This window comes from Candidatus Caccoplasma merdavium (assembly GCA_018715595.1).
Taxonomy (GTDB): Bacteria; Bacteroidota; Bacteroidia; order Bacteroidales; family UBA11471; genus Caccoplasma; species Caccoplasma merdavium.
Map to the genome: position 1 here is coordinate 72015 of DVLI01000011.1, position 11831 is coordinate 83845.

Sequence of the window (11831 nt, forward strand, 5' to 3'; positions counted from 1 at the left end):
ACAAACCCAATGATATATGGATACAGAATTTATTAAAAGTCAAGTAAGAGACATTGTTGACTTCCCCATAAAAGGAGTCATCTTCAAAGACCTCACAACGGTTTTCAAAAGACCCGACGCGCTGAAAATGGTGAGCGACGAACTCTATGAACGCTACAAAAGTGCCGGCATCACCAAAGTCGTCGGCATCGAATCGCGAGGGTTCATACTGGGCTCCATCGCCGCCTATAAGCTGAACGCCGGTTTTGTGCCCATGCGCAAGCCCGGCAAACTCCCGGCCATCACATGGCAGGAACGTTATGACAACGAGTATGGCAGCGGCACGATAGAGGTACATCAGGACGCCATTACCGAAGACGATGTCATTTTGCTCCACGACGATGTGTTGGCCACCGGTGGTACCATGTTGGCCGCATACCATCTGCTGCAACGCTTCAATCCGAAAAAAATCTACATCAATTTCCTCTCCGAAATTGTCAAGCTGAACGGCCGCAAGGCATTCCCCGAAGGCACAGAAATCGACGCTCTCATCAAACTCTGACCCCACGTTGGCTGCGCAAAACGAACACATACATCACTTGTTGTCGCTCCTCCCCGATTCGCCCGGAGTATACCAATACTTCGACAAAGAAGGGAACATCATCTATGTGGGCAAAGCCAAGAACCTGAAACGACGCGTCAGTTCCTACTTCAACAAAACCCACGAATCGCTGCGCACCACCATGCTGGTGCGCAACATCTGCGACATCAAATACACCGTCGTAGGCAGCGAAGAAGACGCCCTTCACCTCGAAAACAGCTTCATCAAGGAGTACAAGCCGCGCTACAACGTCCTGCTCAAAGACGACAAGACCTATCCCTGGATTACGGTAAGGAACGAGCCCTTCCCGCGGGTTTTCCTCACCCGCAAGGTCATACACGACGGCTCGAAATACTACGGCCCCTACGCCAACGTGCAGCTGGCACGCACCGTCATAGAGCTCATCAGGTCGCTCTATCCCGTGCGCACCTGCTCGCACCTGCTCACGTCCGAAAACATCGAACGCCACAAATACAAGGTGTGCCTGCAATACCACATCAAAAATTGCAAAGGCGCCTGCGAAGGCATGCAAAGCGAAGCCGACTACCTGAGAGACATCGAACAGATAAGGCAGATTCTCAACGGCAACATACAGCAACTGACCGAGCATCTCAAAGAAGAGATGAACACACTGGCCGAGCAACTCAAATTTGAAGAAGCGCAGCAGCTCAAAGAAAAATACCTCCTGCTCGAAAAATACAAAGCCAAATCGGTCATCGTGAGCAGCACCATACACAATGTCGACGTTTTCTCCTACACCGAAAACGACAACGACGCCTACGTCAATTACCTGCATGTGCGCAACGGTTCCATCGTACAAAGCTACACCATCGAATACCGGAAACGGCTCGACGAAAGCAAGGAAGAAATATTGTCGCTGGCCATTGCCGAACTGCGCGGTCGCTTCAAAAGCCAGTCTCGCGAAATCATCGTGCCGTTCCTGCCCGAATCGGAATTCAGGGAGACCTTCTTCACCGTGCCCCAACGGGGCGACAAACGCAAACTGCTCGAAGTCTCGGAACAAAACGTCAAACAATACAAGCTCGACAAGGTAAAAAGCGCCGAGAAGCTCAATCCCGAGCAACGCGTCACCCGCATACTGTCGCGGGCACAAAAAGATTTCAGGCTCCACAACCTGCCCATGCACATCGAGTGCTTCGACAACTCCAACATACAGGGCACCCTGCCGGTATCGTCGTGCGTGGTCTTCAAGAAAGCGAAACCATCGAAAAAAGACTACCGTCACTTCAACGTAAAAACAGTCGAAGGCCCCGATGATTTCGCATCGATGTACGAAGCGGTCTACCGTCGCTACAAACGCCTCTCCGAAGAGAGCCAGCCCCTGCCCGACCTTGTCGTCGTCGACGGCGGAAAAGGGCAGCTCAGCGCCGCCTGCGAAGCCCTGCGCGACCTGCAACTGCAAATCCCCATCATCGGCATCGCCAAACGCCTCGAAGAGATTTTCTTCCCCGACGACCCCATACCCCTCTATCTCGACAAAAACAGCGAGAGCCTGCGCCTCATTCAACAGATGCGCGACGAAGCCCACCGCTTCGGCATCACCCACCACCGCAACCGGCGCAGCAAGAAGCAGGTCGAGTCGGCCCTCGACAAGATAGCCGGCATCGGCGAGAAAACACGCGACCTTCTCCTCACCCGCTACAAGAGCGTGAAACGCATCAAGGAGGTGCCGCACGAGGAACTGGCACAACTCATCGGCCCGGCGAAGGCAAAACTCATACACGAAGCCCTCACGCAAATGAATACCGCCGAATAACGAACATAACATTCTAATATAGAAGATATTATGAGAATTGTCATACAACGGGTCGCCCATGCCTCGGTCACCATCGAAGGGAAAATAAAGTCAAAAATCGGGCAAGGGCTGCTCATACTGGTCGGCATCGAAGACGCCGACGATGCGAGCGATGCCGAGTGGCTGAGCAAGAAGGCCGCCAACCTGCGCATCTTCGACGACGAGAACGGCGTCATGAACCGCTCGATAAAGGAAATCGGCGGGGAGATGCTCATCATCAGCCAATTCACGCTATTCGCATCGACCAAGAAGGGAAACCGTCCCTCCTACATCAGAGCCTCGAAACACGAACATGCCATACCCCTCTACGAGCAATTCTGCGCTTTCATCGAAGAAGAATGCGGCAAGAAACCGGGAACGGGGGAATTCGGCGCCGACATGAAAGTGGAGTTGCTCAACGACGGCCCCGTCACCATCATCATCGACTCAAAACAAAAAGAATAAACCCATGACCCTGAAAGAAGCCCAAGAAAGCGTCGACCGTTGGATAAAAGAGTATGGCGTACGTTACTTCAACGAACTCACCAACATGGCAATCCTCACCGAGGAGGTGGGCGAAGTGGCCCGCATCATGGCCCGCCGCTATGGCGAACAGTCGTTCAAGGAGAGCGACAAACAGGCCGACCTGGCCGACGAACTCGCCGATGTGCTGTGGGTGGTCATCTGCCTGGCCAACCAGACCGGCGTAGACCTCACCGAGGCACTGCAACGCAACCTCGACAAGAAGACCGCCCGCGACAAGACCCGCCACCAATCGAACCCAAAGTTGAAATAAACGTTTTCATCGAAAAAAACTAAAAAAAATATTTGACGATATGGACCCGTACAACGAAATGCTGAAAGGCTACAACACCGACCTGCACGACGATGAAATCGCGCAGATGACCGATAAAATTCTCTACGAAGGACTGCGCGAAAACTGCAACGAGGAGGTATATCGCTTCCTCTTCGGCTGCATCGACCTCACCTCGCTCAATCCCACCGACAACCAAAACCAAATCGCTGCCTTCACCCGTCAGGTCAACGAGCTCGACAACCAGAACCCCGAACTGAACCACGTCGCCGCCATCTGCGTCTATCCCAACTTTGTCGAGTGCGTGCGCATGAACCTCGAAGTTTCCGACGTAAACATCGCCGCCGTCGCCGGAGGATTCCCCTCGGCACAAACCTTTACCGAGGTAAAAATCGCCGAAGCCGCCCTGGCTGTCGCTGGGGGTGCAAACGAAATCGACATCGTCATGAACGTAGGCCAGTTCCTGAGCGGCGAGTATGAAGATATTTGCGATGAAATCGCCGAAATAAAACACACCTGCCGGGGAGAAGCCCAGCTCAAAGTCATTCTCGAAACCGGAGCTCTCGGCAACAGCAGCAACGTAAAAAAAGCCGCCCTGCTGGCCATCTATTCGGGAGCCGACTTCATCAAGACATCGACCGGCAAGCTCACGCCGGGAGCCACCCCCGAAGCCTTCTATGTCATGTGCACCGCCATCAAGGAATATTACGAGCACACCCAGACGCGCATCGGCATCAAGGCCGCCGGCGGAATTTCGACCACGGCCGACGCCGTGAAATACTACACCATCGCCAAAAGCGTTCTCGGAGAGGAGTGGCTCGACAAGAAATACTTCCGCATCGGAGCCAGCCGCTTGGCCACCAACCTGCTCGAATCGATTGTCAGCGCCGGAAAAAACTGACAGTTTTTCCGATGAAAAAGCGGGAACAGACAACCACACAAAAAAAACGGCAGCCCAGTTCGGACTGCCGTTTTTTATCTTATATGACTTGAAAAGAAAGGCGCGTTACTTCGTGCGGGAGATGGTGTAATCAAAAACCGCCATCAGCGACTCGGCGGCCACCGAATGGGCAAAAGGCCGCAAATAATCTGCCGCCTCGCTGCGCAAGCGCTGCATGACCTCCTCGGCATAAGCCACACCGCCGTTCTTCACGGCAAAGGCGGTGAGACGGGCTATCTCGGCATCGCTGAGCTCATGCCGGGCGAGCAAACGTCGCATCGCTTCGCTCTCGTCATCGGAGGTATGCGTGAGCGCGTATATAAGCGGGAGGGTAACCTTCCCCTCTGAGAGGTCGCTGCGGGTAGGCTTACCGACCTCATCGGGTGCGAAATAATCGAAAATATCGTCCTTAATTTGGAAACAGAGGCCGAGGCGTTCACCAAAAGCCTTCACGGCCTCAGTCTGTTCGGGAGACATGCCCGAGGTAAGAGCCCCGATGTGCATGCAGGAGACAAAGAGCGAAGCCGTTTTTTGGCTGATGACATGGAAATAAGCCTGTTCATCGACAATTTCGCGTTGGGCCACCTCTATCTGGTCCATCTCACCGCAAGCCAAGGTGCGCCCCAGGCGCCCCAATACTTCTATGACCGGGAGCGAATGGGTGGGAAGCGCGGCATCGAGGGCACTCGACACGAAATAGTCGCCGGCAAGCACAGCAATACGGTTGTCCCAAATGCCGTTGATGGTCACCTTTCCGCGACGGAGTTTCGACTCATCGACCACGTCATCGTGTATGAGAGAGGCATTGTGCAGCAACTCCACGGCTGCGGCGCCATAAATGGACTCAGGCTTCACGTCACCCATGAGACGTGCCGTGAGCAGCACGAGAATGGGACGTATCTGCTTGCCCGTCATCGAGAGGTAATGCTCCACGACCCGCGACAGGAGCGGACTCGTCGAAGAGAGTACACGGGCAATGACTTCGTTCAACTGCTGCATCTCGCCTTCAATCGGCTGTTTTATCTTCGACAATAAATCCATTGGCGGCATTTTAGTGGGTGCAAAGATAATGCAAAGCGGGGGCAGAATAAAACGAACGCATTCATTTTTTGCGTCGCAAACCGCTTTGGTGAGCAAAATTAGAAATAAAACAAAAAGATTCGGCAGATTTATCGTAAATTTACCTCGGAATATTTCCGAAGGCCGGTTTGTCCCGGCACTCAACCTTACCCGAAATTTTACCGCCCATGACCGACAAACGCCTCTTCCTGCTCGACGCCTACGCCCTCATCTACCGAGCCTATTACGGACTGATCAAAAATCCGCGCATCAACTCCAAAGGAGTAAACACCTCGGCCATCTTCGGGTTTGTCAACACCCTCGAAGAGGTGCTCCGCAAAGAAAATCCCTCCCACATCGCCGTGGGGTTCGACCCGGCCGGACCCACCTTCCGGCACGAAGCCTTCGAACAGTACAAGGCCCAACGCGAAGAGACGCCCGAGGTAATCCGACAGTCGGTACCCGTCATCAAGGAAATCATTCGCGCCTACAACATTCCGCTCATCGAGGTTGCCGGCTATGAGGCCGACGACGTGATAGGCACGCTCGCCAAAGAGGCCGAGAAAGCCGGCTTCGACACCTACATGATGACCCCCGACAAGGACTACGGCCAACTGGTCTCGCCGCACATCTTCATATACAAGCCGCTCTTCGGGGGCAACTTCGAGGTGCGGGGTGTCGAAGAAGTCACGGCGAAGTACGGCATCGAACGCCCCGAACAGGTCATCGACATCTTGGGACTCATGGGCGACGCCTCGGACAATATTCCCGGCTGCCCGGGCATCGGTGAGAAGACGGCCATGAAGCTGGTGCAGGAATTCGGGAGCATCGAAAACCTCCTCGCCGGCACAGAGAAACTCAAAGGCGCCACCAAGACAAAAATCGAAAGTCACACCGAGGAGATAAAATTCTCGAAATTCCTCGCCACGATAAAAACCGACGTGCCGGTGACGTTCGACGAAGAGGCCCTGCGCCGTTCACCCGTCGACGAAGAAGCCTTGCGCAAGATTTTTGAAGAACTCGAATTCAGGAACCTCGCCGAGCGAATCCTCGGCAAGAACACCCCTACCCCACCGGCGGCCGAAAGCACGCCCGTTCAAGGCTCGCTCTTTGATTTATTTGCGACCGAAGGGACGAGCGAAGAAAAATATTCAACTCTCCGCGACGTAAACAGCACCACACACACCTATCAACTATTTAATAAAGAAGAAGATATGGTTCGATTGGCCCATACACTCGAAACATGTCAGAAATTTGCGTTCGACACCGAGACGACCGGCATCGAACCCATGACGGCAGAATTGGTGGGCATGTCGTTTGCCATCGACGAGGGAGAAGCCTATTATGTGCCTGTCCCGGCCGAAAAAGCCGCAGCCGAGCGAATCGTGAATATATTTAAAAAAGCGTTGGAAAATCCTTCATCGCAAAAAATCGGCCAGAACATCAAGTACGACTACATCATGATGCGGCGATACGGCGTGCGACCCGCCGGAGCGTTTTTCGACACGATGGTGGCCCACTACCTCCTGCAACCCGAGCAGCGACACAACATGGACTACCTTGCCGAGATATACCTCGGCTACAAGACCATTCACATCGAAGAGCTCATCGGCCCCAAGGGGAAAGGGCAACGCTCGATGCGCGACGTCGCTCCCGAACAGGTGTACCCCTACGCCGCCGAAGATGCCGACATCACCCTGCAACTGAAAAACCGCCTCGAAGGCGAGTTGGCCCGTGAAGGCATGGAACCGCTCTTCTACGACATCGAGATGCCGCTGGTGCGGGTATTGGCCGAGATGGAGATATGCGGGGTGCGCATCGACACCGAAGCCCTGCGCCGTTCGTCGGCCGACCTCGGCAAGCGGCTCGCCGCCATCGAGCAGGAAATCTACGAGCTGGCCGGCACGCCCTTCAACATCAGTTCGGCACGGCAGGTGGGCGAGATACTCTTCGAGCGTCTCAAAATCGACGAGAAGGCCCGCAAGACCAAGACCGGACAATACTCCACCACCGAAGAGGTGCTCGAAAAACTGCGCTACCGCCACCCCGTCGTCGACAAGATACTCACCTACCGCGGCCTGCGCAAGCTGCTGAGCACCTACATCGACGCCCTGCCCGAGCTCATCAACCCGGCCACGGGCAAGATACACACTTCGTTCAACCAGACGGTCACCGCCACGGGACGTCTCAGTTCGAGCAACCCCAACCTGCAAAACATTCCCATTCGCGACGACGAAGGGCGCGAGATACGCCGCGCCTTTATCCCCGAAGAGGGAGCCCTCTTCTTCTCGGCCGACTACTCGCAAATCGAGTTGCGCATCATGGCCCACCTCAGCGGCGACCCGGCCATGACCGAAGCCTTCGTCTCGGGCCACGACATTCACGCCGCCACCGCCGCCAAAATCTACAAAGTAGGTATCGACGAGGTAACCAAAGAGATGCGGCGCAAGGCCAAGACGGCCAACTTCGGCATCATCTACGGCATCTCCACCTTCGGGCTGGCCGAGCGGCTCAACATTCCCCGTAGCGAGGCCAAACAACTCATCGACGGCTATTTCGAGACTTTCCCGCGCGTGAAACAATATATGGAGCAAAGTATCGAAGTGGCCCGCGAAAAAGGCTATGTCGAGACCCTCAACGGCCGCAAACGCATGTTGCCCGACATCAACTCCCACAACAGCGTCGTGCGCGGATATGCCGAGCGCAACGCCATCAACGCCCCCATACAGGGCAGCGCCGCCGACATCATAAAGATAGCCATGGTGCGCATCTTCGACCGCTTCGAGCGCGAGGGGTTGCAGGCCAAAATGATTCTGCAAGTGCACGACGAACTCAACTTCACCGTGCCCCTGAGCGAAATCGACACCGTGTCGCGCATCGTCAAGGAGGAGATGGAACGGGCCGCCACCCTGCGCGTGCCGCTCATCGCCGACACCGGCACCGGCAGCAACTGGCTCGAAGCACATTGAGCGCCCTCTCTCCCGCCCGGTTCTCACCCGACCTGTGCCAAGACGGCACAGGTCGCCCGTTCCCGACAAAGCTTCAAAGACTCGAATCCCCAACCGTGCAGGTTGGGGATTCGAGTCTTTTTTCCCAAGAAAAGAGGGTTGTGCGCACCCGTCACGACAGGGGCGGGACGGCTTTGCCGGCGCTAATCTCGGCCTGCAACAGGTAGTCATAACCCGAGGCGTTCTGGTAGATGCGGAGGCCGAACCACCCGGCCGCAACGAGGATATGCTCCACCATCTCGCTCTGCACCGACTCAAAAGCCACCCACTCGGTAACGGTTGTGAAACAGTAAATTTCGAAGGGAACGCCGTTGGCGGTAGGTTCGAGCAGCCGGGCCATGATTTCGAACGAGGGCGCCACCGTGGGGCAATGCAGGAGGTACATATTGACATAGGCCCGGAAAAGTCCCAGATTGGTATCGATGGTGCCGTTGGCGAGCCCCTCGGCGTTGTTGGTATTCTCGACGCGGGCGGCATCGCGCTGGCGCCGCTTGGCCGCGATATACTCCTTCATATAGGGCAAGGTGCTCCAAGTATCGAGTTGCGCCTCGGTACAGGCCGACACCGAATCGTTCTCGATGAGAAAATCCCTCTTGATGCGCCGGCCGCCGCTCTCGGTCATCGCGCGCCAGTTCTGCATCGTCGAGGAGACCAGCGTATAGGGCGGCAAGGAGACGAGGGTGTGGTCGAAGTTGCGCACCTTCACCGTGTCGAGCGTGATGTCCTCGACAACGCCATTGACCATGCCGCCGGGCAGCACAATCCAGTCGCCCCGGCGCACGAGGTCGTTCTCGGCCAGTTGTATGCCGGCCACGAAACCGAGAATGGCGTCCTTGAAAATCAACATCAGCACCGCGGCAAAAGCCCCCAGCCCGGTCACCAGCTTCATGGGCGAAATTCCGGCAAAGACAGCCACGGCCAAAATAGCCGATACACCGAGAAGCACACCTTTGATGAGTTGCACAAGCCCTTTGAGCGGGCGGTCGCGCCACTCGTCGCGCCGGGAGAGTAGGTGCCACACCGTATCGGTCAGCCGGTTGAGGTAGATACATAAGGCCACGATGAATACCACCCCGCAGAGACGGCCTATCCAATCGATAAGATGAGGAGCGTCCTGGTAGACCCACGGCAGGAAGGCAATGACAATGAGCGGCGGGAAGATATAGGCCACACCCGAGAAAAGACGGCGCTTTATCAATGTTTTCAGCACCTCATTTCCGGTGTGACCGGCCCAACGCAGGAATATGCGGTGGAGCACCACACGCAGCAACCATGCAGTAAGAATGGAAAAGAGCACGATGAGGAAGAGGTAGATAAGGCTCTCCCAGCGCTCCACTCCGTCGGCATTCAGGCCGAGATTCTTCAAAAACTCCTTGATGGCGCGCAACAGCGGCTCGGCCACGCGGCGCGACTTGTCTTCTACATACTCCAAATTTTCCATACGCTCACAATCCTTGTCTCTCTCTCCGACGGCGTGCCGGGGCGCACAAGCCGACGGGAGGAGGGGGTGAAGAATTCTTCCGGTTCGGGAACTCTACGATATAACAATTTCAGTTTGCTAAAAATCAGAAATATAGCCATACTACCGTTAAATCCATGCAAACGAAGCGACACGGCAACAGCTGTGGACTATATTCTGAAGCTAAAAATACGGAGATTTATCGTATAACCATGCCACTTCGACAAAGAAATTGCACAACGACGAAGGAAATATGCGAAAAACGGCCATATAATTCATTCACGAGGGGCCTGCCGACGCCTTTTCGCGGCCGCACCGGCCATAGACGGTCGGTGCCGACCCATGAAACAGGGACAGGCATTTCCCGCGCCGGAAGATTTGGAGCGCGGAAAGAGGAAGAATATAAGATAGTTTGCTGTTTTTTTTTGTACTTTTGCGGGCAGAAAACAAAAAATCCGAAACAGAATGGCATTACAATGCGGCATCGTCGGCCTGCCCAATGTGGGCAAATCGACCCTTTTCAACTGTTTGTCCAACGCCAAAGCGCAATCGGCAAACTTCCCTTTCTGCACCATCGAACCCAACGTGGGCGTCATCACCGTACCCGACGCCCGTCTCAATAAACTGGCCGAGCTGGTACACCCCCAGCGCATCGTACCCACCACGGTCGAAATCGTCGACATCGCCGGACTGGTCAAAGGCGCCAGCCAAGGCGAAGGTCTCGGGAACAAATTCCTCGCCAACATACGCGAAACCGATGCCATACTGCATGTGCTTCGCTGCTTCGACGACGACAACATCACCCACGTCGACGGTTCGGTCGACCCCGTCAGAGACAAGGAAATCATCGACTACGAGCTGCAACTCAAAGACCTCGAAACCATCGAAAGCCGCATCAGCCGCGTGCAAAAACAGGCACAGACCGGCGGCGACAAGAACGCCAAACTCGCCTACGAAGTACTGAGCCGCTACAAAGAGGCTCTCGAACAAGGCAAAGCCGCCCGCACGGTGACCTTCGAGACCAAAGACGAGCAACGCATCGCCCACGACCTCTTCCTGCTCACCAACAAACCGGTGATGTATGTGTGCAACGTCGACGAAGCCAGCGCCGTAAACGGCAATGCCTACGTCGAGCGGGTGCGCGAAGCGGTGAAAGGCGAAAATGCCGAAATCCTCGTCGTGGCCGCCAAGATAGAGTCGGAAATCGCCGAGTTTGAGACCTATGAGGAGCGGCAGATGTTCCTCAACGAGATAGGGCTCGAAGAGTCGGGCGTGTCCCGCCTCATACGGGCCGCCTACAAGCTGCTCAACCTCGAAACCTACTTCACCGCCGGTGAGCCCGAAGTGCGGGCCTGGACCTACCTCAAAGGCAGCAAGGCACCACAGTGCGCCGGCATCATTCACAGCGACTTCGAGAAAGGATTCATTCGCGCAGAGGTCATCAAGTACGACGACTACATCGCCCTCGGTTCCGAAGCCGCCTGCCGCGAAGCCGGCAAAATCAATGTCGAAGGCAAAGACTACGTCGTACAGGACGGCGACATCATGCACTTCCGCTTCAACGTATAAAACCCACCGTCATTCCCCATGAGAACGATACGCTCGGTCTGTGTCTACTGCGCTTCAAGTTCCCGGGTTGCCCCCGTCTACTTCGAGGCCGCACAAGCCCTGGGGCGACTGCTCGCCCGGGAGGAGATACGCTGCATCTACGGGGCCGGCGGACAAGGACTCATGGGCGCATTGGCCGATGCCGTGATGCAAGAGGGAGGCGAAATCACGGGAGTCATTCCGCAATTCATGTACGACAACGGGTGGAACCACCCCCGCCTCGAAAAGCTCGTAATCACCCCCGACATACACAGCCGCAAACAACGCATGGCCGACCTCTCCGATGCCGTCATCGCCCTGCCCGGCGGCTGCGGCACGCTCGAAGAGTTGCTCGAAATCATCACCTGGAAACAACTGGGACTCTACCTCCACCCCATCGTCATACTCAACATCGACGGCTACTACGACCCCTTGCTGCAAATGCTCGACCGGGCCACCGAGCGGCATTTCATGCGCACCGAACACACCGCCATGTGGCAGGCCGCCGGCTCACCCGGAGAGGCGATAAAAGCGCTCTACACCGCCCCGGAATGGGACCGGACATTGTGTAAACTGGCTGTCATATAGC

General features: G+C 55.7%; 10 protein-coding genes. 8 read left to right on the plus strand and 2 right to left on the minus strand.

The window, feature by feature from the left end; translation table 11 throughout:
• The first annotated feature begins 16 nt into the window (after nucleotides 1–16).
• Genes IAD09_03710 through deoC form a run of 5 tightly spaced genes read left to right on the plus strand, consistent with a single transcriptional unit; the run spans nucleotide 17 to nucleotide 4090 of the window.
• Entirely contained in the window at nucleotides 17–541 is a 525-nt protein-coding gene (locus IAD09_03710) for an adenine phosphoribosyltransferase (GenBank protein HIT81333.1), read from the plus strand.
• Between the two features lie 7 nt (nucleotides 542–548).
• A complete protein-coding gene (gene uvrC, locus IAD09_03715; protein HIT81334.1) occupies nucleotides 549–2357 on the plus strand; it encodes an excinuclease ABC subunit UvrC in 1809 nt (602 codons plus the stop codon).
• 30 nt (nucleotides 2358–2387) lie between these two features.
• Nucleotides 2388–2840, plus strand: coding sequence for a D-tyrosyl-tRNA(Tyr) deacylase (locus IAD09_03720; protein ID HIT81335.1), 453 nt, complete (start codon nucleotides 2388–2390; stop codon nucleotides 2838–2840).
• Between the two features lie 4 nt (nucleotides 2841–2844).
• Nucleotides 2845–3171, plus strand: a complete 327-nt coding sequence (locus tag IAD09_03725; protein ID HIT81336.1) for a nucleotide pyrophosphohydrolase — start codon at nucleotides 2845–2847, stop codon at nucleotides 3169–3171.
• Nucleotides 3172–3211: 40 nt separating this feature from the next.
• A complete protein-coding gene (gene deoC, locus IAD09_03730; protein HIT81337.1) occupies nucleotides 3212–4090 on the plus strand; it encodes a deoxyribose-phosphate aldolase in 879 nt (292 codons plus the stop codon).
• A gap of 105 nt (nucleotides 4091–4195) precedes the next feature.
• Here the strand turns inward: deoC and IAD09_03735 are convergent, their stop codons facing one another.
• Nucleotides 4196–5170: a polyprenyl synthetase family protein gene (locus IAD09_03735; GenBank protein HIT81338.1), complete on the minus strand. Its 975-nt coding sequence runs from the start codon at nucleotides 5168–5170 to the stop codon at nucleotides 4196–4198.
• Between the two features lie 206 nt (nucleotides 5171–5376).
• Between IAD09_03735 and polA the strand changes: the two genes are divergently transcribed.
• Nucleotides 5377–8157, plus strand: coding sequence for a DNA polymerase I (gene polA / locus IAD09_03740; protein ID HIT81339.1), 2781 nt, complete (start codon nucleotides 5377–5379; stop codon nucleotides 8155–8157).
• Between the two features lie 151 nt (nucleotides 8158–8308).
• Here polA and IAD09_03745 read toward each other — a convergent pair whose 3' ends face one another.
• On the minus strand, nucleotides 8309–9637 hold the full coding sequence (locus IAD09_03745) for a mechanosensitive ion channel (GenBank protein HIT81340.1): 1329 nt from the start codon (nucleotides 9635–9637) through the stop codon (nucleotides 8309–8311).
• A 483-nt stretch (nucleotides 9638–10120) separates the two neighbouring features.
• Between IAD09_03745 and ychF the strand changes: the two genes are divergently transcribed.
• Complete coding sequence (gene ychF, locus IAD09_03750) at nucleotides 10121–11224, plus strand: redox-regulated ATPase YchF (protein HIT81341.1); 1104 nt, start codon at nucleotides 10121–10123, stop codon at nucleotides 11222–11224.
• A gap of 18 nt (nucleotides 11225–11242) precedes the next feature.
• Nucleotides 11243–11830 carry a TIGR00730 family Rossman fold protein gene (locus IAD09_03755; GenBank protein ID HIT81342.1) on the plus strand — a complete coding sequence of 196 codons (588 nt, stop codon included), beginning with the start codon at nucleotides 11243–11245 and terminating at the stop codon, nucleotides 11828–11830.
• Nucleotide 11831 lies beyond the last annotated feature (1 nt).

Excerpts from the sequence above, each read along its gene's own strand:
- IAD09_03755 (HIT81342.1), top strand. The coding sequence starts at position 11,243 with ATGAGAACGATACGCTCGGTCTGTGTCTACTGCGCTTCAAGTTCCCGG.
- IAD09_03735 (HIT81338.1), bottom strand. The coding sequence starts at position 5,170 with ATGGATTTATTGTCGAAGATAAAACAGCCGATTGAAGGCGAGATGCAG.
- polA (HIT81339.1), top strand. The coding sequence starts at position 5,377 with ATGACCGACAAACGCCTCTTCCTGCTCGACGCCTACGCCCTCATCTAC.
- deoC (HIT81337.1), top strand. The coding sequence starts at position 3,212 with ATGGACCCGTACAACGAAATGCTGAAAGGCTACAACACCGACCTGCAC.
- IAD09_03710 (HIT81333.1), top strand. The coding sequence starts at position 17 with ATGGATACAGAATTTATTAAAAGTCAAGTAAGAGACATTGTTGACTTC.
- ychF (HIT81341.1), top strand. The coding sequence starts at position 10,121 with ATGGCATTACAATGCGGCATCGTCGGCCTGCCCAATGTGGGCAAATCG.
- IAD09_03725 (HIT81336.1), top strand. The coding sequence starts at position 2,845 with ATGACCCTGAAAGAAGCCCAAGAAAGCGTCGACCGTTGGATAAAAGAG.
- IAD09_03745 (HIT81340.1), bottom strand. The coding sequence starts at position 9,637 with ATGGAAAATTTGGAGTATGTAGAAGACAAGTCGCGCCGCGTGGCCGAG.
- IAD09_03720 (HIT81335.1), top strand. The coding sequence starts at position 2,388 with ATGAGAATTGTCATACAACGGGTCGCCCATGCCTCGGTCACCATCGAA.